This window comes from Thermoanaerobacter sp. X514 (assembly GCF_000019065.1).
GTDB lineage: Bacteria > Bacillota > Thermoanaerobacteria > Thermoanaerobacterales > Thermoanaerobacteraceae > Thermoanaerobacter > Thermoanaerobacter pseudethanolicus.
In genome coordinates this window covers 47,501-67,697 of record NC_010320.1, presented here as the reverse complement: position 1 = coordinate 67,697, position 20,197 = coordinate 47,501, and the positions used below count along the sequence as shown (strand labels likewise).

23 protein-coding genes, 2 rRNA genes, 1 pseudogene and 1 other annotated feature (2 of these 27 cut by a window edge) are annotated in these 20,197 nt (G+C 35.3%); of the genes and pseudogenes, 5 read left to right on the top strand and 21 right to left on the bottom strand.

Features of this window, described 5'->3' with window-relative positions; genetic code table 11:
• Window positions 1–128 (bottom strand) — a binding site (T-box leader); it reaches 104 nt to the left of the window's first position.
• 60 nt (window positions 129–188) lie between these two features.
• From TETH514_RS00350 to TETH514_RS00340, 3 genes are all read right to left on the bottom strand, one after another.
• A complete protein-coding gene (locus TETH514_RS00350) occupies window positions 189–1,592 on the bottom strand; it encodes a CCA tRNA nucleotidyltransferase (protein WP_003867344.1) in 1,404 nt (467 codons plus the stop codon).
• Between the two features lie 80 nt (window positions 1,593–1,672).
• On the bottom strand, window positions 1,673–2,194 hold the full coding sequence (locus TETH514_RS00345) for a spore maturation protein (RefSeq protein ID WP_003867345.1): 522 nt from the start codon (window positions 2,192–2,194) through the stop codon (window positions 1,673–1,675).
• Between the two features lie 5 nt (window positions 2,195–2,199).
• Window positions 2,200–2,784, bottom strand: coding sequence for a nucleoside recognition domain-containing protein (locus TETH514_RS00340; RefSeq protein WP_009051999.1), 585 nt, complete (start codon window positions 2,782–2,784; stop codon window positions 2,200–2,202).
• Window positions 2,785–2,961: 177 nt separating this feature from the next.
• Here TETH514_RS00340 and TETH514_RS00335 point away from each other — a divergent pair, with 177 nt between their 5' ends.
• Entirely contained in the window at window positions 2,962–3,213 is a 252-nt protein-coding gene (locus tag TETH514_RS00335) for an AbrB/MazE/SpoVT family DNA-binding domain-containing protein (RefSeq protein WP_003867347.1), read from the top strand.
• A gap of 35 nt (window positions 3,214–3,248) precedes the next feature.
• Here TETH514_RS00335 and TETH514_RS00330 read toward each other — a convergent pair.
• The 3 genes and pseudogenes from TETH514_RS00330 to TETH514_RS00320 form a co-directional block, all read right to left on the bottom strand.
• A pseudogene (locus TETH514_RS00330) lies at window positions 3,249–4,117 on the bottom strand (cation diffusion facilitator family transporter).
• A 137-nt stretch (window positions 4,118–4,254) separates the two neighbouring features.
• Window positions 4,255–5,076, bottom strand: a complete 822-nt coding sequence (rsmI, locus tag TETH514_RS00325; protein ID WP_009052000.1) for a 16S rRNA (cytidine(1402)-2'-O)-methyltransferase — start codon at window positions 5,074–5,076, stop codon at window positions 4,255–4,257.
• Window positions 5,077–5,078: 2 nt separating this feature from the next.
• On the bottom strand, window positions 5,079–5,825 hold the full coding sequence (locus TETH514_RS00320) for a tRNA1(Val) (adenine(37)-N6)-methyltransferase (protein WP_003867350.1): 747 nt from the start codon (window positions 5,823–5,825) through the stop codon (window positions 5,079–5,081).
• A 140-nt stretch (window positions 5,826–5,965) separates the two neighbouring features.
• Here TETH514_RS00320 and arcA point away from each other — a divergent pair, with 140 nt between their 5' ends.
• The gene (arcA, locus tag TETH514_RS00315; protein WP_009052001.1) at window positions 5,966–7,189 is read left to right on the top strand and encodes an arginine deiminase; all 1,224 of its coding nucleotides are present in this window, start codon (window positions 5,966–5,968) and stop codon (window positions 7,187–7,189) included.
• A 251-nt stretch (window positions 7,190–7,440) separates the two neighbouring features.
• Here arcA and TETH514_RS00310 read toward each other — a convergent pair whose 3' ends face one another.
• From TETH514_RS00310 to TETH514_RS00280, 7 genes are all read right to left on the bottom strand, one after another.
• The gene (locus TETH514_RS00310; RefSeq protein WP_003867352.1) at window positions 7,441–8,322 is read right to left on the bottom strand and encodes a stage 0 sporulation family protein; all 882 of its coding nucleotides are present in this window, start codon (window positions 8,320–8,322) and stop codon (window positions 7,441–7,443) included.
• 2 nt (window positions 8,323–8,324) lie between these two features.
• A complete protein-coding gene (gene holB, locus TETH514_RS00305) occupies window positions 8,325–9,299 on the bottom strand; it encodes a DNA polymerase III subunit delta' (RefSeq protein WP_003867353.1) in 975 nt (324 codons plus the stop codon).
• An 8-nt stretch (window positions 9,300–9,307) separates the two neighbouring features.
• Window positions 9,308–9,748, bottom strand: a complete 441-nt coding sequence (locus TETH514_RS00300; RefSeq protein WP_003867354.1) for a YaaR family protein — start codon at window positions 9,746–9,748, stop codon at window positions 9,308–9,310.
• 10 nt (window positions 9,749–9,758) lie between these two features.
• Window positions 9,759–10,088 carry a cyclic-di-AMP receptor gene (locus TETH514_RS00295; protein ID WP_003867355.1) on the bottom strand — a complete coding sequence of 110 codons (330 nt, stop codon included), beginning with the start codon at window positions 10,086–10,088 and terminating at the stop codon, window positions 9,759–9,761.
• A gap of 12 nt (window positions 10,089–10,100) precedes the next feature.
• Complete coding sequence (tmk, locus tag TETH514_RS00290) at window positions 10,101–10,712, bottom strand: dTMP kinase (protein ID WP_003867356.1); 612 nt, start codon at window positions 10,710–10,712, stop codon at window positions 10,101–10,103.
• Complete coding sequence (locus tag TETH514_RS00285) at window positions 10,709–12,130, bottom strand: aminotransferase class I/II-fold pyridoxal phosphate-dependent enzyme (RefSeq protein ID WP_003867357.1); 1,422 nt, start codon at window positions 12,128–12,130, stop codon at window positions 10,709–10,711. The genes tmk and TETH514_RS00285 overlap by 4 nt, the downstream gene beginning before the upstream one ends.
• Window positions 12,131–12,199: 69 nt before the next feature.
• A complete protein-coding gene (locus TETH514_RS00280) occupies window positions 12,200–12,424 on the bottom strand; it encodes a sigma factor G inhibitor Gin (RefSeq protein ID WP_003867358.1) in 225 nt (74 codons plus the stop codon).
• Here TETH514_RS00280 and TETH514_RS13100 point away from each other — a divergent pair.
• Entirely contained in the window at window positions 12,351–12,518 is a 168-nt protein-coding gene (locus TETH514_RS13100; RefSeq protein ID WP_353784563.1) for a hypothetical protein, read from the top strand. The two genes, TETH514_RS00280 and TETH514_RS13100, sit on opposite strands and share 74 nt — an antisense overlap.
• A gap of 48 nt (window positions 12,519–12,566) precedes the next feature.
• On the opposite strand, the gene TETH514_RS00275 is transcribed toward TETH514_RS13100, so the two are convergent.
• The 6 genes from TETH514_RS00275 to TETH514_RS00250 form a co-directional block, all read right to left on the bottom strand.
• Window positions 12,567–13,139 carry a DNA-3-methyladenine glycosylase I gene (locus TETH514_RS00275; RefSeq protein WP_003867359.1) on the bottom strand — a complete coding sequence of 191 codons (573 nt, stop codon included), beginning with the start codon at window positions 13,137–13,139 and terminating at the stop codon, window positions 12,567–12,569.
• A 10-nt stretch (window positions 13,140–13,149) separates the two neighbouring features.
• On the bottom strand, window positions 13,150–14,097 hold the full coding sequence (locus TETH514_RS00270; protein ID WP_003867360.1) for an ROK family protein: 948 nt from the start codon (window positions 14,095–14,097) through the stop codon (window positions 13,150–13,152).
• A 382-nt stretch (window positions 14,098–14,479) separates the two neighbouring features.
• Complete coding sequence (locus tag TETH514_RS00265) at window positions 14,480–15,703, bottom strand: NAD(P)/FAD-dependent oxidoreductase (RefSeq protein WP_003867361.1); 1,224 nt, start codon at window positions 15,701–15,703, stop codon at window positions 14,480–14,482.
• A gap of 46 nt (window positions 15,704–15,749) precedes the next feature.
• Window positions 15,750–16,292: a YeeE/YedE thiosulfate transporter family protein gene (locus TETH514_RS00260; protein ID WP_003867362.1), complete on the bottom strand. Its 543-nt coding sequence runs from the start codon at window positions 16,290–16,292 to the stop codon at window positions 15,750–15,752.
• A gap of 16 nt (window positions 16,293–16,308) precedes the next feature.
• The gene (locus TETH514_RS00255; protein WP_009052002.1) at window positions 16,309–16,536 is read right to left on the bottom strand and encodes a sulfurtransferase TusA family protein; all 228 of its coding nucleotides are present in this window, start codon (window positions 16,534–16,536) and stop codon (window positions 16,309–16,311) included.
• A gap of 33 nt (window positions 16,537–16,569) precedes the next feature.
• Entirely contained in the window at window positions 16,570–17,220 is a 651-nt protein-coding gene (locus TETH514_RS00250) for a YeeE/YedE thiosulfate transporter family protein (RefSeq protein WP_009052003.1), read from the bottom strand.
• Window positions 17,221–17,415: 195 nt separating this feature from the next.
• On the opposite strand from TETH514_RS00250, the gene TETH514_RS00245 reads away from it, so the two are divergent.
• Both TETH514_RS00245 and TETH514_RS00240 read left to right on the top strand, forming a co-directional pair.
• Window positions 17,416–18,309 carry a LysR family transcriptional regulator gene (locus TETH514_RS00245; protein WP_009052004.1) on the top strand — a complete coding sequence of 298 codons (894 nt, stop codon included), beginning with the start codon at window positions 17,416–17,418 and terminating at the stop codon, window positions 18,307–18,309.
• A gap of 11 nt (window positions 18,310–18,320) precedes the next feature.
• On the top strand, window positions 18,321–18,539 hold the full coding sequence (locus TETH514_RS00240; RefSeq protein WP_003867367.1) for a sulfurtransferase TusA family protein: 219 nt from the start codon (window positions 18,321–18,323) through the stop codon (window positions 18,537–18,539).
• Between the two features lie 43 nt (window positions 18,540–18,582).
• On the opposite strand, the gene rrf is transcribed toward TETH514_RS00240, so the two are convergent.
• Window positions 18,583–18,734 (bottom strand): 5S ribosomal RNA (gene rrf, locus TETH514_RS00235).
• Between the two features lie 32 nt (window positions 18,735–18,766).
• A 23S ribosomal RNA gene (locus TETH514_RS00230) occupies window positions 18,767–20,197 on the bottom strand; it runs 1,867 nt beyond the window's last position.

Genomic DNA, 20,197 nt, shown 5'->3' with positions numbered 1-20,197 from the left:
TAAAACCTACTAGCCTTCGGCAGTACGGCTCCGGAGCCATCTTCAAAAGCCCAAACTTTATCGGTTCGCACCTCGCCCGACTCTCTGTAAAAGTTCAAGCTTTTTACTCTTTCCTTCATTGCCTTTTACAATATCTATTTATTCTTTAATATACCCTTTATAAAAAGTATTGTCAACTACTTTTTCTTTTATACTTTCTCTATTTTCATTCTTTCTTTTACAAACTCAATCGCATCGTTTTTATCTTGAATTTCTCCGTAAAATCTATTTTTCCTTATTTCATATAAAATCTGTCCTAATTTTTTCCCATCCTTTACATCAAAATTTATTATTATATCCAGCGGTGAAAGTAATGGTTTTTCTGTTTCTTTAAATTCTACATACCTTTTTAAAAGTCTGGTAATAAAATCTGTATACCTAGGTATTTCTTCCTCTTTGCCTAAATTAAGCCTTGTAGCAGTAAAATCAGCCTGAGATAAAAGTAAAATCGCTATTGAATCATCCTTAAGTTCGGAAAAAAATCTAAAAAGAGACTTATTCGTTGGTCCGCCATTTACATAGTACATCAAAGGCTTCATATGATAAAGAACAAGCTTCTTTAGCAAAGAAGACTCTTTTTTGGGCATTTTCATCCTTGATGCTATCTTTTTTACGATTTCTGCTCCTTTTGTCTCGTGGTTGTAAAAATGTACTCTATTTTCAGTATCAATGTATATGGATTCTGGTTTGCCTATATCGTGAAAAAGAGCTCCAAGTTTTATTATGTCCTTTACTTTGTTGTCAGAAGAAAGCTTTCTATCTAAATACTCCGAAACTATATCATATACGTCTTTGGGAAATCTCATAGAATTTATGATATTTTCGTATTCTTCTACAGTTTTTAGTGAATGTATCCAAGCATTCGTAAGGTGATAATAGCACTTTCCTACTTCTTTCATTTTAGCAACTTCTTCAAATATATTTTCCATAAGTTTTAAATCTTCCATCATTCTTAAATATTTGTGAGAATTCTTTTCTTTTAATATTATAAAAATTTCATTCATTATTCTCTCTGGCGCTACTTGTTTTATAAGCTCTGCTTCTTCTCTTATTTTAGCCTTTGTACTCTCATCAATATCAAATTTGTAAGTTACAGCAAATCTTACAGCTCTCAAAGCCCTCAAAGGGTCTTCTTTAAAAGTCATCATTCCAACATGCTTTATTTTCCTGTTTTTTATGTCCGTCATGCCACCAAAAGGATCAATAATATATTCAAATTCAAAATAATCCGTCAGTTTTATAGCCATAGCATTCATTGTAAAGTCTCTATGAGCTAAATCTATGTATATGTCTTCACCCCTTAAATTAGTAAAATCCAATATTTCATCTCCTACCACAACCCTATATGTGCCTTTTTCCGCCATAAAAGGCACAAAAGTACCCCCTAATTTTTCTGCCACCAATTTGGCGATTTTCTCTGCATCTTCCTGAACTACAAAATCATAATCTTTAGCTTCTCTATTTAAAATCCTGTCCCTTATGTATCCCCCAACAATATACAAATTATATGCTTCTTTTCCTAATTTTCTTATTAATTTTGGTATTGTTGCCACAAAAAATCATTCCTTTCCTTTTAAAAGGCAAAACAACATTACACTATATAGTATAACAAAAGTGAAAAAGTATACAAGTATTAAAAAAATAATCTGCTATAAAATACACACGAAAGTATTGCAACAATATCTGCAAAAATTCCAGAAATAACAGAATGTCTCATCTTTTTTATTCCCACTGCCCCATAGTAAACAGCAAGAACATAAAAAGTGGTCTCAGTAGATCCATACATAGCAGAAGCCATTTTTCCAATTAGAGAATCGACACCATGAGTTTTCATAATTTCAGTTGCTATCCCAAGAGCACCGCTTCCCGAAAGGGGCCTTATTAAAGCAAGAGGCACAAGTTCCTGTGGCATGCCTATTTTATTTGTAAAGGGCATTAAAAATTTCCCTAACAAGTCAAGGGCGCCTGACGCTCTTAATACGCCTATTGCCACAAGCATCGCTACAAGAGCTGGAAATATTTTTACAACTACAGAAATCCCTTCTTTTGCCCCATCGACAAACAATTCGTACACTTTGACATTTTTTATAATTCCATAAAAAGGAATAACAAAAACAAAGATGGGGATAATCCATTCAGATATAATTTTTATCATTATTTTCACTCCTTAAATATAGGCATTTTTTCAAGATATTTATTCAAAATAAGGCCAACCACAATGGCAGTACTAGTTGAAAGTATACTGACAATCACAAAATCTGCAGGATTTCGTGATCCTAAGGAAGCCCTTATTCCAATCATTACTGCAGGTATAAGCTGTATTGAAGCTGTATTTATCACTAAAAAACGGCCCATTGCATTTGAAGCACTGTCTTTTTTGTTAAGCTCTTGAAGGTATTCCATAGCCTTAATTCCAAAAGGTGTTGCTGCATTGCCTAATCCCAACATATTAGCTGATATATTCATTATCATCGCTGAAATAGCTGGATGGTCTTTAGGAACATCAGGAAAAAGCCTTATGATTATAGGTTTTAGCAATTTTGCGATAATATCTGTAAGACCTGACTTATCTGCAATTTTCATTATTCCAAGCCATAAAGACATTACACCAACTAACCCTATCGAAATAGCAACAGCAGTCTGTGCTGAATCAATTATAGCTTTGGATACTTCTGCCATTCTGCCATTTATTATTCCTACTAAAACTCCTATCGCTATCATAAAAAACCATATGTAATTTATCATGGTATAGCCCTCCCAAATTACCAAAAAAACTTCGTTTATGCTTTTCTTCTTATGTAATAAAATTTATGTTATTAACCTTAAAAAATTCCAAAAAAGGTGTTGACTTATTTTTCAAAACTTGGTATTATTATAAGTGAAGTTTAGTTGTCGAATTTTGTAACTCAGGAGGGGAGAAAAATGTTGAAATCCACAGGTATTGTAAGAAAAGTAGACGAATTGGGAAGGGTAGTAATACCAATCGAGCTCAGGAGGACACTTAACATAGCAGAGAGAGACGCTCTTGAAATCTATGTTGATGGGGAACAAATAGTCCTCAAAAAGTATGAGCCTGCTTGCATTTTCTGCGGCAACGCTGAGAATGTAATAAACTACAAAGGCAAAAATATATGTAAAAATTGCCTTGAAGAGTTAAAGAAATCTGTAGACTAATAGCAGGATAAATAATAGGAGGGTATGTCCTCCTATTATTTATCCTCTTCTTTTTTTCCTTCCGGTTCTATATGGATTATCACATGGGAATCAGGAAATTTATCCGTTATTTGTTTTGAAACTTTATGGGACAATTCATGGGCTTTTACTATGTTATAATTTCTATCTACTCTCACGTGAACATCTATTTCTCTCTTAGTACCGGACTTTCTCGTCCTTAGTTTATGAAAACTGGTAACTTCAGGATTGGATTTTATTATGTTTTCTATTTCTTTGACCTCTTCGTCAGGTAGACTGCTATCTGTCAAATCTTTTAATACTTCCTTTGTCAAATCAAATGAAGTTTTTATAATAATCAACGCAACAAAAATGGATATAATGGGGTCTAAAATGTCTAATTTAGTGACTTTTATAATTACAAGCCCTGTAGTAACTCCCAATGAAGTAAATACATCCGTCAATAAATTCGTTGCATCTGCCTTTAAAGCAATAGAATTTTCTTTTTTAGATACTTTAAACAAAACGTATGAAACAATTCCTTTTACAAAAGATACAAACAACATGACTGCAATTCCCATTTCTAATTTCTCTACATACGTGCCAGCAATTATTCTTCCAACAGCTTCATATATGATAAGTACAGCAGCAAAGAATATTAAAATAGCCTCTATAAAACCAGAAATGTTCTCATATTTATCGTGTCCGTAAGGATGGTCTTCGTCTGCTGGTTTTACTGATACTCTTATAGAAAAAAAGCAATTAAACTGGCTATTAAATCTATTGAAGAATCTATAGCTGCAGAAATTACCACCATTGAATGCATTAACACTCCTGCAACTAGTTTTATAATTATTAATGCGCTATTAGAAATCATAGATAATAACGCTGCTTTTTGTTTATCCATGGCATCCTCCAAATTATCAATTGAAATCTAACCTATTGATATACATTATATTTGATTCCTAAAAAATAGTCAAATATTATTAACGCAAAATAATTGAAAATCAAATTCAATTGATAATGGTAATTATCCCCAACTCTTTATTTTTTTCCTATAATAAGTTTATACACTTGACTCTTTGGTATTCCCAATTCTTTAGCAACTCTTTTAATCGCCTCTTTTTTATCCATTCCTTCCTCAAGGTATTTTTGAATTAATATTTCTGGTTTTTCTTCAACTTGTTGTTTTTGCGCTCCTTCAATAATTAGTACAATTTCACCTTTTATTTCATCCCCCAGTTTCGTTAAAACCTCATCTATTGTACCTCTTATAAATTCTTCATGAATTTTAGTAAGTTCTCTTGCTATGACAATCTTTCTTTCAGCTACATAAGATTTCAATTCCCGCAGAGTTTCTTTTAAACGATGAGGTGCCTCATAAAGTATAATGGTTCTCTCTTCTTTTGAAATACGGTTTAGCCTTTCTTCTCTTTCTTTATTTTTTGTCGGCAAAAAACCTTCAAAGACAAAGGAAGAAGTATCTAATCCTGAAGCAACTAAAGCAGTAATTGCAGCAGTTGGACCAGGCAATGGCACAACTTTTATGCCTTCTTCTATGCAAAGTTTCACAAGGTCTTCCCCAGGATCTGAGATTGCAGGTGTACCTGCATCTGTAACTAAGGCAATTGACTTCCCTTTTTTTAGTTCCTCTATAAGTTTTGCCCCTTTTGTCCTTTTGTTATGTTCATGGTAACTGGTAAGAGGTTTTTTTATGTCAAAATGATTTAAAAGTTTAAGAGTTTGCCTCGTATCTTCCGCAGCTATAATATCAACTTCTTTTAAAGTTTTTAAAACTCTTAAAGTTATATCTTCTAAATTACCAATAGGAGTAGGACATAAGTATAATACCCCAGAATTCTCCATCTCTATTCCTCCTCTAATTGTGCTTTAGAGTATATTTCTATAATTTCTTTTGTATACTCCCCACTTTTTTCATACACATAAAGGGGAGCCAATATATTCAAACCTGGCTGAGAACCTTTTTTTGATTCTATTAGAAGAAGATTGGGTTTACTATCTACGTAAGGATGCACAAATCTCAATTTTTTAGGTTCTAAATTGTATTTTCTTAAAAAATACAAAATGTCAACTAATCTTTCTGTTCTATGAATCATAAAGAATTTTCCTCCAAATTTTAAAAGTTTCGAAGCAGCTTTTATAAAGTCTTCAAGTCCTCCATATATTTCGTATCTCGCAATATTTTCTGACTCTTGTTTTTTATCAAATCCTGTTTTTACTGGCATATAGGGAGGATTTGAAGTCACTATATCAAATTTTTCATATCCTAATATCTTTTCTAATCCTCTTACATCGCCTTTTATTATTTTTATTCTTTCTTCCATTTTATTAATAACTACACTTCTTGTAGCCATATCCGCCATATCTTCTTGTATCTCAACACCATAAATAAATGTATCATAAGTTTTAGCAGCAATTAAAATAGGTATTATGCCAGTTCCACACCCTAAATCTACAATTTTATCTCCTTTTTTAGCAGTAACAAAATTAGCAAGCAATACCGCATCCATCCCAAATTTAAATTTATCCCTGTGTTGAATTATAACTAAATCTTTTAAGTTTAATTCATCTAATCTTTCCCCATCTCTCAGCATTTTATCACCTCTATAGTATTCTTGATTTATTTTATCACAATTATCAAAAGTTTTTATTAACTTTTTTAAATAGCGTATTGAAAATTGAAGTAGTGCACAGTATACTATATAAAGAATTTAAACATTAGGAGGATGAAAAGTTGGTAAAAGTAGTTACTGCTCCTCGCGTAAATTCAGAAATAAATAAATTAAAAATGGCCATTTTGCACAGGCCAGGGAAAGAATTGGAAAGATTGACTCCTCAAAATTTATCCGAACTCCTTTTCGATGATATCCCTTGGGTTAGAAGAATCCAGGAAGAACACGACAATTTTGTAAAAGTATTGCAGCAAAACAGAGTCGAAGTGCTGTATTTACAAAATCTCTTAGAAGAAATATTAAAAGAAGAAAATGTAAAAGAAAAATTTATTGATGAATTACTTCAAGTAAATGGAGTAACCTCTCCAAAAATCAATAACTATTTAAAAGAATTCCTTAAAGAAAAATTTTCAAACGAGGTTGCCGAAATAGCAATTGGAGGTTTGACTCTAAATGAAATAAAGATAAAAAAATCTATGATGGGTTTAGCAGAATACATATACCAAGACAGCTATTTTTATATAAAGCCCTTACCAAACCTTTATTTTACAAGAGACCCCGGAGCAATGATAGATGGTGGCTTAATGATAAGTTCTATGAAAACAGCAGCGCGAAAGCCAGAGACTCTAATATTAAAATACATTTATAAATATCATGAAATTTTTAGAAAAAATAATATTCATTGGTGGTATGATGATAGCTATCCTCATTCCATAGAGGGCGGAGATGTACTGGTATTAAGCGAAAAAGTAATTGCAGTAGGATGTAGTGAAAGAACAACTCCTCAGGCAATAGAGCAATTAGCCCATAATTTATTTGAAAAAGGTTCCTCTGTCGAAAGAATATTGGTAGTGCAAATCCCTATAAACCGCTCTTATATGCATTTAGATACAGTTTTCACGATGGTTGACACAAACAGATTTGTTTTTTATCCAGGAATAAAAAACGAGTTGAGAGTATTTAGCATCATAAAAGAAGAAAAAGGTTTCTCTATACATCAAGAAAAAGATTTGCAAACAGCATTAAAAAGTGCGCTAAATCTCTATACAATAGATATAATACCAACTGGCGGATTAAATGCAATAACTTCTGCGAGAGAACAATGGAATGACAGTACAAACACCTTAGCTATCGCTCCGGGAGTTATTGTAACCTATTCTAGAAATGAAATATCTAATAAAATAATGGAAAAGGAAGGAATAAAGGTAATCCCTATAGAAGGGTCGGAACTTTCAAGGGGAAGAGGCGGCCCTCGTTGTATGACTATGCCCCTTTTAAGAGAATAAATTAAATCATAGTCCCCTTTTTATGTACAAATCTAAAGCATAAAAAAGGGGATTTTTTAATCTACATTGAAAAGTTACTAACAAATTAACAGATATGCCCCTTTAATTATGGACAAAAACGGGATAGCCCAAGGGAAATGTTAGCGAAGATTTATTAATAAAAAATGATAATAGTCCTTACATATCTAGAAATTCTCACTTTTTCTTTTATAGCAGGAATTTTTGGAGCCTTTTTAGGATTATGAGGAAATTTATTCCTCTATTTTCTCTAAGTCCTCCTCAAATAGTTCTTCCTCGTAGGTTCCTTCAATTTCTTCTCTTTCTTCTATAATCTCCACTTCTTCAGGATCGTATTCTTTTATTATCTCTATTCCTTCTGCATTTTTCATTTTTACTTTGAGTTTTCGTCTAATCACATCTACTTCTGCAATCTTCATTTCTTTATCTCCAACTCTTATTATGCTGCCAACCTTAGGAAGCTCTGCTCTAATTTTCTCATACATCTCCTGTTCATACTTTAAACAGCACATCAATCGCCCGCAAATACCCGATATTTTGGTAGGATTTAAAGATAAATTTTGCTCTTTAGCCATTTTGATAGAAACAGGCTCAAATTCCCCTAAAAAAGTAGTACAACATAGAGGCCTTCCACAAGGTCCTAAACCTCCTATGATTTTTGCCTCATCCCTTACTCCTATTTGCCTCAGTTCTATTCTCATCCTAAAAACAGCCGCTAAATCTTTCACTAATTCTCTAAAGTCTACTCTTCCTTCTGCAGTAAAATAAAATATGACTTTGGTGTTATCAAAAGTGTATTCTACATCAATTAAATTCATTTCCAAACCATGCTGCTGTATTTTTTGAAGACATATTTCAAAAGCCTCAGCTTCTTTTTTCTTGTTTTCATAATAATGTTCTACATCTTCTGGTGTCGCAATCCTTATTACCTTTTTTAAAGGAGCCACAATTTCTTCTTCTGGCACCTCTTTTATACCGACAACTACTTCTCCAAATTCTATCCCTCTTATTGTTTCAACTATAACTTTATCTCCTACTTTTATTGGCAAATCCCCTGGGTCAAAATAGTATATCTTCCCTGCTTTTTTAAATCTCACACCTACAACAATAACCAAAATTATAAACCTCCCGCCATATCTAAAAATAGATTCTCTACTGCCAATTGATAGTTTATATTTGAATTAATCTGTGAATTAAACTGCTCTATTCTATTAATTATATTATTGAGCTTATTAATAGTCAATCGGGATTCCATTTCCTGTATCCTATTTAAAAAATCTATATTTTTTATAAAAGAGGCATCTTTTGTAGCCTTAAAAACTAACAAATCTCTCATATAAGAAAGCAGAATCTTTAAAATTTCTTCTATATTGTCTTTATTCTTATCAAAAAATTCAAACTCCTCTATCACTTCAAATCCTTTAATCGTAAGAATTTTTTCTATTTCTTGTATTGTCTCTCTTCTAAAATTTAAATATTCGTTATTAGTTAATTTGTTGGCTTGAGCAAAATTTCCATCAGCAATATGAGCTAACACTTCCGCCTCTTTTTCAGAGATATCGTGTTCAAACATTAAATAGTTCTTTATCGTATTTCTATTTTCCTTATTAAAACGGACTATATTACAGCGAGAGACAATTGTAGGCAAAAGCTCTTGTTGTTGTGATGCAATCAATATAAAAAGGCCATATAAGGGAGGTTCTTCTAAAGTTTTGAGAAAAGCATTTTGAGCTGCTGCAGTCATTTTATCAGCTTGGTCTATAATAAAAATCTTTTTGTTAGCTTCATAAGGTCTTATATTGATTTCATTAGTTATATATCTTATAGTATCTACTTTTATAGAATTCTCCTCCGGCTTTATAAAAAATACGTCTGGATGATTTTTATCCATTACCTTTAAGCAAGAACTACACTTAAAACAAGGCTTTGCAGTTTCCCCTTTACAATTTATCATCATGGCAAAATACTCTGCCATAAATCTTTTCCCTAATCCTTCTTCTCCTACAAACAAATAAGCATTTGAAATTTTATTTTGAGATATTACATTTTTAAAAATATTTAATACTGTTTCATGCCCATAAATCCTATACACGCTATCACCTATGAATATATATCTATTAATAATCCTCTTATATCATCTATCATTTTTAAAAGTTCCAAGTGTTTGGAATCTTTTAAAAACTCTTCTGTAAGCTTTTCTAGCTTGTCATTTGCTTTTTCCACCAAAGAATAAATTTTCTTCCTTCCTCTTGCATCGACATATTCTTTTTTAGTGTATTTTAACATACCACTTGTCGCTTCCTGCAAAAACTTCTTTACAAGTTTTTTGTAATTAATTAAGTCCTGCAAAGTTAAACTTTCTTTTAACTTTTGTGCTGCACTATCTATCTCTGATAAAATCCCATTTAATTTGTCTCGATGAAATTGCTCTAATTCTTCATCAAAAGTATCAATAAAATTTTTGGTAACTCTATAAGACCTATTATACTCACTTTTTATATCAGATGAAATCTTTGGAGATTTTACCTCTTCAATTCTCATGTCAAGCACCCTAAATCCTGAAGAATTTTTCTACATTTAATACAAAAACTGTAGCTCCACCAATTGTAACTTCAACGGCTTGAGGCAGGAAAATGTCTGTAGCACCACCCATAGGCGTAGGAGAAGTAATTATTCTATCGCGAGTTTTACATTTTTTCTCTATTATGCTGATAACATCATCTAATTTTTCGTCTTCTACACCTATTATCAAAGTTGTATTACCAGACCTTAAAAATCCTCCAGTAGATGCTATTCTCGTAAAACTAAATCCTCCCTCAGTCAAACCATCCATAAGTCTTCTTACATCCTCGTCCTGCACAATAGCTAACACTAACTTCATCTTATGCCCTCCTTACAAATATTTTTTTACTACATCAATTATGTCTTTATGCACCTTCATAAGCTCTTGCATTCCGTCTATAAATACAAACCTTTTAGGAAATTCTTTAACTAGCTTAATATACCCTTCTCTTACTTTTTTATGAAAATCCCAACTTTCTCTCTCTAATCTGTCTGCTTCTCTTTTGCCTCGTCTTTTCATTGCTTCTTCAGGAGTAATGTCTATATAAATTGTTACATCAGGCAAAATCCCCATTGTAGCTATTTCGTTAACTACCTTAACCTTTTCTATCCCTAAGCCCCTCGCATAACCCTGATACACATAAGAGCTATCCACAAAGCGGTCTAAGAGTACAATTTTACCCTCCTCAATGGCCGGCAATATTTTCTCCTCCACTAGCTGAGCCCTAGAAGAAGCGTATAAAAGCATTTCTGTGACTGGAGAAATGAAATTATTTTTATCCAATAAAATATCTCTAACTTTTTCTCCAACTTTTGTGCCTCCAGGCTCCCTTAATACCAAAATATTATAACCCTGTTTTAAAAGATACTCCTCCAGAAATTTTATCTGAGTAGTCTTACCGCATCCATCTATTCCTTCAAAGCTTATAAATTTCCCTTTCATATTTCACACACCAATAGGTTGTTATTTTTAAGACCTAATATCTTAATACCTTTATTATATAATACATTTATATATTTTACCATATCTTTTTTTATGCGCTCTCCTGGACAAATAAGCGGAACACCTGGAGGATAAGGGATAATAAAGTCTGCAGAAACACAACCTTCCGCTTCTTCTAAAGATATTAATTTAGTCTTTTGCCTTACCGTTTCAGAAGGTTTTAAAACCATTTCTGGAGTATCAGGATAAGCTGCTACTTCTTCAGCTGTTTTTTTATCTTTTTTTACATTTGCAAGCCCTTTTATCCCCTTTATTAAAAGGTCAATCTTTTCTTTATCATCTGCCAATGTAACCATAGCAAGTATATTAAAAGTATCGGCCATCTCTACCTGTATATTAAAATTCTCCCTCAAAAACTTTTCCGCTTCAGTCCCCTTTATACCTATGTTCTTTACACTTACAGTGAGTTTGGTTTTGTCAAAGTCAACAATGCCGAAGCTACCTACTATTTCTTTTCCTAAACACCTTACTCCCCCAATGGTGTTTATCTCATATCTTGCATAATCAGCAATAATAATCGCTTTTTCTAATCTGTTTTTACCTTCTTTTTCCATATAATCTCTTGCAAGGTCAAGCGAAGACATAAGAAGGTAGGAAGGAGATGTTGATTGAAAAAGGCTTAAAGAATATTTTAGTCGATTTGTATCTACTCTATCAGAATTCAAATGAAGTATAGAACTTTGAGTAAAAGAAGACAAGGTTTTGTGGACACTCTGTACCACAATATCTGATCCTGCCTGTAAAGAAGAAAGAGGCAAATTATTAGAAAAAGGAAAGTGAGCTCCATGGGCTTCATCTACAATTAAAATTTTATTGTATTTATGAACAATGTCAGAAATTCCTGTGATATCGCTGCAGAATCCGTAATAATTGGGATAAGTTATCACTACTGCTTTTATAGACTCATCTTTTTTTAAATATTCTTCCAGTTTGTTTATATCAACTCCCATTGGAATACCGTCTTCATAATCAATTTCCGGGTTTATGTAGACAGGTACTGCTCCTGTTAGTACAAGGCCATTGTACACAGATTTGTGAGAATTTCTCATTATAAGCACTTTATCGTCAGGATTTAAAACTGCGTACATCGCTGCATATATGCCGGATGTCGTCCCATTTACAAGAAAAAAAGACTCTCTTGCCCCAAAAGCTTTTGCTGCAAGTTTTTGTGCCTCAAGTATGGGACCTTCAGGATTGTGAAGATTGTCAAGTCCTGGTACCTCTGTTAGATCAATCTTTGCCAAATTAACAAGATATTCTTCTGGAAAAGTCCTTCCTTGTTTATGACCTGGCATGTGAAAAGGTATAATTTGGTTTTTTACATAATCCATAAGTGTTTTATATAATGGAGCTGTCATACAATACCTCCGTGTAATCGTAATTTTTCGTTATTTTGATTATACCATAAAAAAATATGAAAACCGGATTCATATCCGGTTTTCATATTTTATGTCCCTCATATAGCCTTCCCATATGTCTATCATTTTTTGCCTGTAAAAATCATAACCTTCATCAAAAGGAGATAAGTTTATCAATTTTTGTTGGCAATTTGTACAAAGAAATTTCCCTAACACTTCTATTCCATCTTCTGATTGCTGTTCGCATATAAAGCATTTCCTTTTTGTTGCTATGCTTTCCATATGCAACACCATCTTTCAAAATTATCCTAATGAAATTATTCCCTTTTGTGCAGAAATATATTCACCCTTTTTTGTATTTCCTCAATTTCATTATATTTTTTCTTAAAAGAAAAAAAGCAAGTCTCAATGCAAATTGCACCAAGCCCTGCCTGTATTATTTAAAAGACTCAATTAACTCCTTATATCTAAAGCAACTTATTAAATGGTCATTTACTATACCTACCGCCTGCATATAGGAATATATAATAGTAGAACCTATAAAAATAAATCCTCTCTTTTTAAGGTCTTGGCTGATTTTATCTGATAATTCAGTTTTAGAAGGTATATCTTCAATTTTTTCCCACGCATTTATTATAGGTCTATAATTTACAAAACCCCAAATATATTGATCAAAACTTCCAAATTCCTTTTGTATTTCTATAAACCTCTTTGCATTATGTATTGAAGCCTCTATTTTCTTTCTGTTTTTTATAATTCCACTATTTTTTATGAGTTCTTCTCTTTCCTTTTCGTCATATTGTGACACTTTCATAGGGTCAAAGTCAGCATAGGCCTTTCTGTAATTTTCTCTTTTTCTTAAAATAGTAATCCAACTAAGACCTGCTTGTGCTGATTCTAAAACCAAAAACTCAAAGTGCTTTGTATCATCATGAACAGGCACTCCCCATTCTTCATCATGATATTTTATGTAAAGCTCGTCACTAAGACACCAAGGACACCTATTCATATTTCACCTCTTATAAGAGTAATGCTGCCGCTCCTAAAACTCCCACGTTTTCTCCTAATTCAGCTCTTACTACCTCACAAACCTCGGCATTAGGCTTCAATGCTTTTTTCTTTATTGTTTCCATCATTTTATCATAAAGCATATCCCATTGAGTGGATACGCCACCACCTATGGCAATTTTTTTTGGATTATAAAAAGCCATGATATTTGAAATTCCCACTCCAAGATAAAAAGCTTCATTGTCAACCAATTCTTTCGCAAACTCATCTCCCAATTTTGCCGCTTCAAATACATGTTCTGATTTTACTACTCCATCCTTAGCTAAATCCCTTATCATTGTATCTTTCCCATTTTGAATTCCCTCTTGAGCAAATCTCGCAATAGCTGTACCAGAAGCAAAAGCCTCAAAACATCCATAATTTCCGCAATTACACCGAGGTCCATTAAAATTTATAGTATGGTGCCCAATCTCAGCTGCATTAGAATTTTCTCCGCTATAAAGTTTCCCTTCTATTATCACGCCACCGCCAATCCCAGTACTTACAGTTATATAAACAAAATTGTCTATACCTTTTCCTGCGCCAAATAAATGTTCTCCAATAGCTGCAGCATTTGCATCATTCTCTAATTTTACTTTAACTCCCAGCTTATGAGATAAAATATCCACAATAGGGACATTGTCCCAACCCGGAAGATTAGGTGGGCTTATAACTACCCCCCTTTTGGCATCAAGGGGCCCTGGAGATCCAATCCCAACTCCTTTTAAATCAGATAATTTTAATCCTGCTTCTTTTAAAACGTCATAAACACTTTGTTCTATTCGCTTAATCACTTCTTCTGGCCCTTTTTCAGCCATAGTAGGTATTTTTGTGCTTCTTATGATATTGCCCTTCTCATCCACGAGTCCTGTGCTTATCTTTGTCCCTCCTAAGTCAACACCGCATAGGATTCTCCCCATTTTTATCCCTCCATTCTTCACTGTTTTTAAATATAGTATCCTCCATTTTGCTATTAAAGTCAATATAATAAAGAAATGCCCAAAAGGGCATTTCAGACTGATGACAAACTTTCGCAAAGTAGATATTTTACATAAGTTGCGACTTGTGACAAAGCGCTAACAAAGCTTAGCAAGACTGAGGATGGAGGCGGGGCCGAAGCCAAGGAGGGCGGAGGCGGGCACCTAAGACAGGACGTCGAATGTGCCCGGTACCCCGCCGTAATCCGAAAGTCGCGCTTTAGCTTTGTCGCTTTGGAACTTCGGAGCAACGATGCAAAATATCTACTTTAAATAATTTTTGGTTCTTTGTTAACAAAGCTGAAATGCCCAAAAGGGCATTTTCTTATATACAGCTAAGCAATTCTTTTTCAAAATCCTCTAAGTTATAAATGTGTTTTACCACCTTGCCTTCTTTTAAAACAGCAATACAGGGTACCTTTTCACAGTACAGCCTCTTAGCAAGTCTGTCAGACTTATAAGTATCTATCCTACACATTTTCAGTTTATCAGCATATTTTTTATGAAATTCCTCAACCTTCATAAGATATTCTCTGTCTTTTGCTTCTACAGCATTGTAGACATATGCTAACACTGTCTCTTTAGCCTTCAAAATTTCATTCGTAAAGTAATCCGTTTCCTCAATATACTTCTCTGCCATAACACCCGCTATTGCACCATCTCCTACTGCTGTAGCAACTTGCTTCAAGAATTTATCTCTCACATCTCCTACTGCGTATACTCCATCAATATTAGTTTCCATATTTTCATTTGTTATGATATAACCTTTAGGTGTCATGTCTATTAGACCTTTAAATATCTCCGTATTAGGAACATAACCTATAAACAGGAAACAACCATCTACATCTACTGGGATTAATTCTCCTGTCTTTAAATTTTTAAGGACAACCCTTTCCAACCTTTCATTCCCTTCAAAAGCTTCAACCATTGTATTCCAATGAAATATCATCTTTTCATTTTTCAAGGCCTTCTCTTGCGCTACTTTATTGGCATCCATTATTCCTTCATCATGAAGAACAGATACATGAACTTCTCTTGCAAACTTGGTCAAGAATATTCCTTCTTCTATAGCTGCATCTCCGCTTCCAATTATCATAACCTTTTTATCAGTGTAGTAGGCCGCATCACAGGTAGCACAAAAAGATATTCCTTTATCGTATAAAAAGTTCTCTTCCCCTTTAGCACCAGTAAGCCTTGGTTTGCCTCCTGTCGCAATAATAACAGCCTTAGCATAATAATCAACCCTGAAAGTAGAAACTACTTTATAGTCTTCTTCTATTCTCAAGCCTTTTACATCTGTAAGCTTTATTTGCACGCCAAACCTTTTAGTCTGTTGCTCAAATAATTTCATCAACTCAAGTCCACCAATTCCCTCAGGAAATCCCGGATAATTCTCGATTTCACTGGTATATGTGGCAAGGCCACCAACGAGAGACTTTTCAATCAAAAGAGTTTTAAGTCTCGCACGTCCACAATATATAGCTGCTGTCATTCCAGCAGGTCCACCGCCAATAACTACTACATCATAATATTCTCTTTTCTTTTCCATGCAAACTCCCTCCTAAAATTTAGGTGGCTACAAGCCACCTAATTATTTACATAAAATATTTGACTAAAAGTTTGCTTCCAATCCACGCTCCAATTAGTCCAAATACTGCCCACACCCAACCATAGAGAGACATTGAAGGAATACCACTGAAATAAGCTCCAGCATTACATCCAAAAGCTATTCTTGCACCGTATCCCATTAAAAGGCCACCAAGTATGGCCGCAATAACTTGTCTATAAGATTTTATCTTTTTAATTTTAAACTGCGAAGCTAAAAGAGTAGCCAAAAAAGCTCCTATAATAATCCCTATATTCTGAACTGAACCTGCGTTTGTGAAAACACTTTCAGTGAGTGCTTTTGCATGAGATGGATTTTGGAAATAAGTCCAAGTCTCTGGATGTCCTCCTAAAGCTTTAAATATCCAAGCACCCCAGTAGGAAAAAGTCGTAGTAACACCCCATGGATGCCCAGAAAATGCAAATAAAGCTATATTTAAAAGGGCTAAAAGGGCTGCTCCTATCCAATAACTCCATGGATCCTTTATTATTTTCTTAAAAAGGGGAGAAAGGGGATGCTCCTGGGACTTCATTTACTTTCACCTCCATTTATTTATTTTTTTCAATATAAACTTCCCACTGGCCATCGTCAACTTCTTCAATTTCTACATTGTATCCCATGTTTCTTGCCCATTCTGGCACATTTTTCATAGCACAACTGTGGTCTATCTCTACAATCAAAACATCGCCAACTTTTAATTTCTCCATCTCTTTTTGAGTCTTCAAAAGTGGTACTGGACAAGCCTCTCCTAAACAATCAAGTCTGTATTCTGCCATAAAAATCTCCTCCTTAAAAATTAATTTTTTGCATTAAGCATTAAATCTTTTATGCTCATACCATTCTGCAAGTATGAAAAGTAGACCTAACAATATTAGTTGTCCAAAGAATGCGACTCCCCAGCCAAATACATCTGGCAAAAACACTTTAGGGGATTTAGCTATAAACATTTCAGTCCACCATCCAAAGTCCCTTGCACCCCATAAAGAACCTATGATAAAGAATATTAATAACAACCACTGCATCATATATCCTTCTCCAACTCTCATCAAAGTTCCTGAGGCACAACCTCCAGCTATGACCATCCCTATCCCGAACATCGTAGCTCCTATTGCTATGTGTATTCCAACAGGTGAGATATTTCCAGGAATCGGTTCTCCTCTTAAATAAGCATTGTACTGAATTGCGGCAAATCCTATTGTGGCAATCATCAATCCTACAATCACAGCTCTGGTAATTGAAGTACTACCTGTCAAAATTGGGTCTCTAAAAGATGCAGTAAAGCAAAATCTGGACTTTTGAAGAACGAAACCAAAGGCGATTCCAAAGGCCCAACGAACTGCTAACTGGGGCGATTGCATTGATAAGATTATGCCTACAATGACAATTACCACTAAAAGCACGACTCCATAAGGAAACTGATTTACTTTTTTCTTTTTTTTGCTTTTTTTCACCGTCTCCATTTAAATCCCTCCCTTCGTTATTATTTTAACATTTCAATTGTATTATACTATAAGTTTTAGGCGTTTTATTATTTAAAAATCTTATACAATATTAGTTTCATTTATATCAAATTTGTAGTATAATTAAATTAAACGTTGTATTAAGTCATGTCTTTAACAATATCCGATAAATTTTTGTCAAAAAGGAGGAGGCGTATGAATATCAACAATTTGAGAGCTTTCTACAAAACAGTTTATTATAAAAGCATTTCATCTTCTGCAAAAGAATTGTATTTATCTCAGCCTGCTATAAGTCAGCAAATAAAAACTCTTGAAAAGGATTTAAAAACTACTCTTTTAAAGAGAAGCAATAGAGGTGTAATTCCAACACCGGCAGGAGAATTAGTTTATCAATATGCAGAACGAATTTTAAATTTATATGACAATATGCTCCAAGACCTACAGTGTTGTGAAAATGACTGTGTAAACAGACTCACAATATCTTGCTGCCCTACCATCGGCCAATATGCTTTGCCCTGCACTCTTCACGAATTTAAAAAGAAAAATAAAAATATTACACTTCACGTAGAGCACAATTTTAGCAATGAAGTAATCCATCACATAAAAGAAGGAGGCATTGATATAGGATTTATTGAAGGCTGTTATACTGATGAAAATATAAATTGCATTCCTCTAGGAGAATTTAAAATGCATTTTGTCGCTAGTGGCAATTGGGAGCTAAAAAACTTGCCAAAAAATAAATTATTCTATTACCACTTTTTTATCATTCATAAAAACTGTGCATTGCGAAAAATAATTGAAGAGACATTTCTTAAATACGGCATTGACATAAACAAATTAAAAATTGAAATAGAGTCACCTTCTATCGAATCAATAAAATCTTTAGTTGCTGCAGGACATGGTTTATCTATTTTGCCTTATATTTCTATAAAAAAAGAGTTGTATACTAAAACCCTCACTATTATAGAAGTAGATAACATCGAGTTTAATTACACCTATTCACTTATATATAACAAAAAGATTCGTAAAAAAATTAAGTCTGATTTTATTGATTTTATCAAAAACTCAGGCAAAAAATTCTTCTGTTAAGGTGATAAAGCATGATTTGGGAACTTATAAGTTTTGGAGAAATTTGTCCACTACCTCTTTTGAAGGCCATTGAAAAATATAAAAAAATGGAAAAAGGTGATGTGTTAAAAATCGTGGTGGACCATAGCTGTTCTTTAAAAAACATACAGGAATATTTTTTAAAGCTTAATTGTTCAGTGGAAATAGATGAAGTTCTAAATGGAGTATGGGAAATATATATAAAAAAATAAACTCCTTTTTAGGAGTTTATAAAGGGGGCTTTTTATAAAATTTTACCGGCAGCGACCTACTCTCCCGCGAAAGCAGTACCATCGGCGCTGGAGGGCTTAACTAGCACCCCAGCCGGTCTTGCGACCGTCTGGGGGCCCCTTGTGGACCGTGTTCGGAATGGGAACGGGTGTTTCCCCTCCGCTATCGCCACCGGAAATCTAGACCCTCAAAACTGCACAAAGCCTTCTCGGTCAAGTCCTCGACTGATTAGTACCGGTCAGCTAAGAGTGTTTCCACTCTTACACCCCCGGCCTATCTACCTCGTGGTCTTCGAGGTGTCTTACCCCTCTCGGATGGGAAACCTAATCTTGAGGCGGGCTTCACGCTTAGATGCTTTCAGCGTTTATCCCTTCCGAACTTGGCTACCCAGCTGTGCACCTGGCGGTGCAACTGGTACACCATCGGTTCGTCCACCCCGGTCCTCTCGTACTAGGGGCAGTGCCTCTCAAGTTTCCTACGCCCGCGACGGATAGGGACCGAACTGTCTCACGACGTTCTGAACCCAGCTCGCGTACCGCTTTAATGGGCGAACAGCCCAACCCTTGGGACCTACTTCAGCCCCAGGATGCGATGAGCCGACATCGAGGTGCCAAACCTCCCCGTCGATGTGGACTCTTGGGGGAGATCAGCCTGTTATCCCCGGGGTAGCTTTTATCCGTTGAGCGACGGCGTTCCCACTCACTGCCGCCGGATCACTAAGCCCGACTTTCGTCCCTGCTCGAGATGTCTCTCTCGCAGTCAGGCTACCTTCTGCCTTTGCACTCTTTCGCGCGATTCCCGTCCGCGCTGAGGTAACCTTTGGGCGCCTCCGTTACCCTTTAGGAGGCGACCGCCCCAGTCAAACTGCCCACCTGCCATTGTCCCTACGCCGGTTTCACGGCTATAGGTTAGAATTCCGGTAATCCCAGGGTGGTATCCCAACGTCGACTCCAGTAAGGCTGGCGCCCTACCTTCTCTGTCTCCCACCTATCCTGTACAAGAATTACCAAAATCCAGTGACAGGCTACAGTAAAGCTCCACGGGGTCTTTCTGTCCAATCGCGGGTAACTCGCATCTTCACGAGTACTACAATTTCACCGGGCCCCTCATCAAGACAGCGCCCAAGTCGTTACGCCTTTCGTGCGGGTCGGAACTTACCCGACAAGGAATTTCGCTACCTTAGGACCGTTATAGTTACGGCCGCCGTTCACTGGGGCTTCGGTTCAGTGCTCTCACACTTCCCCTTAACCTTCCAGCACCGGGCAGGCGTCAGCCCCTATACTTCGTCTTCCGACTTAGCAGAGACCTGTGTTTTTGGTAAACAGTCGCTTGGGCCTCTTCTCTGCGGCCTTTCGGCACTCCTTCTCCCGAAGTTACGGAGTCATTTTGCCGAGTTCCTTAATGAGGGTTCTCCCGCTCGCCTGTGGATTCTCTCCTCGCCTACCTGTGTCGGTTTGTAGTACGGGCACCTCAGGCCTCGATAGCGGCTTTTCTCGGCAGCTGCTTCGGTGGCTTCGCCTTCCGGCTCCCCTTCTCAGACCCCTGCCAGTACGCGGATTTGCCTACGTACCCTTCGGTGCCTGATTGGACGTGCCCTACCAACCGCACGCTCCACCTATCTCGCTGCGTCCCCGCATCT

What these genes read in the sequence shown, in the direction of transcription:
- TETH514_RS00240 (WP_003867367.1), top strand. Translation starts at nt 18,321, where the DNA reads ATGATTTGGGAACTTATAAGTTTTGGAGAAATTTGTCCACTACCTCTT.
- TETH514_RS00275 (WP_003867359.1), bottom strand. Translation starts at nt 13,139, where the DNA reads ATGAATAGGTGTCCTTGGTGTCTTAGTGACGAGCTTTACATAAAATAT.
- TETH514_RS00340 (WP_009051999.1), bottom strand. Translation starts at nt 2,784, where the DNA reads ATGATAAATTACATATGGTTTTTTATGATAGCGATAGGAGTTTTAGTA.
- rsmI (WP_009052000.1), bottom strand. Translation starts at nt 5,076, where the DNA reads ATGGAGAATTCTGGGGTATTATACTTATGTCCTACTCCTATTGGTAAT.
- TETH514_RS00250 (WP_009052003.1), bottom strand. Translation starts at nt 17,220, where the DNA reads ATGGAGACGGTGAAAAAAAGCAAAAAAAAGAAAAAAGTAAATCAGTTT.
- TETH514_RS00345 (WP_003867345.1), bottom strand. Translation starts at nt 2,194, where the DNA reads ATGATAAAAATTATATCTGAATGGATTATCCCCATCTTTGTTTTTGTT.
- TETH514_RS00320 (WP_003867350.1), bottom strand. Translation starts at nt 5,825, where the DNA reads ATGCTGAGAGATGGGGAAAGATTAGATGAATTAAACTTAAAAGATTTA.
- TETH514_RS00265 (WP_003867361.1), bottom strand. Translation starts at nt 15,703, where the DNA reads ATGGAAAAGAAAAGAGAATATTATGATGTAGTAGTTATTGGCGGTGGA.
- TETH514_RS00255 (WP_009052002.1), bottom strand. Translation starts at nt 16,536, where the DNA reads ATGGCAGAATACAGACTTGATTGTTTAGGAGAGGCTTGTCCAGTACCA.
- TETH514_RS00260 (WP_003867362.1), bottom strand. Translation starts at nt 16,292, where the DNA reads ATGAAGTCCCAGGAGCATCCCCTTTCTCCCCTTTTTAAGAAAATAATA.
- TETH514_RS00335 (WP_003867347.1), top strand. Translation starts at nt 2,962, where the DNA reads ATGTTGAAATCCACAGGTATTGTAAGAAAAGTAGACGAATTGGGAAGG.
- TETH514_RS00245 (WP_009052004.1), top strand. Translation starts at nt 17,416, where the DNA reads ATGAATATCAACAATTTGAGAGCTTTCTACAAAACAGTTTATTATAAA.
- tmk (WP_003867356.1), bottom strand. Translation starts at nt 10,712, where the DNA reads ATGAAAGGGAAATTTATAAGCTTTGAAGGAATAGATGGATGCGGTAAG.
- TETH514_RS00270 (WP_003867360.1), bottom strand. Translation starts at nt 14,097, where the DNA reads ATGGGGAGAATCCTATGCGGTGTTGACTTAGGAGGGACAAAGATAAGC.
- TETH514_RS00280 (WP_003867358.1), bottom strand. Translation starts at nt 12,424, where the DNA reads ATGGTGTTGCATATGGAAAGCATAGCAACAAAAAGGAAATGCTTTATA.
- TETH514_RS00300 (WP_003867354.1), bottom strand. Translation starts at nt 9,748, where the DNA reads ATGAGAATTGAAGAGGTAAAATCTCCAAAGATTTCATCTGATATAAAA.
- TETH514_RS00285 (WP_003867357.1), bottom strand. Translation starts at nt 12,130, where the DNA reads ATGACAGCTCCATTATATAAAACACTTATGGATTATGTAAAAAACCAA.
- TETH514_RS00295 (WP_003867355.1), bottom strand. Translation starts at nt 10,088, where the DNA reads ATGAAGTTAGTGTTAGCTATTGTGCAGGACGAGGATGTAAGAAGACTT.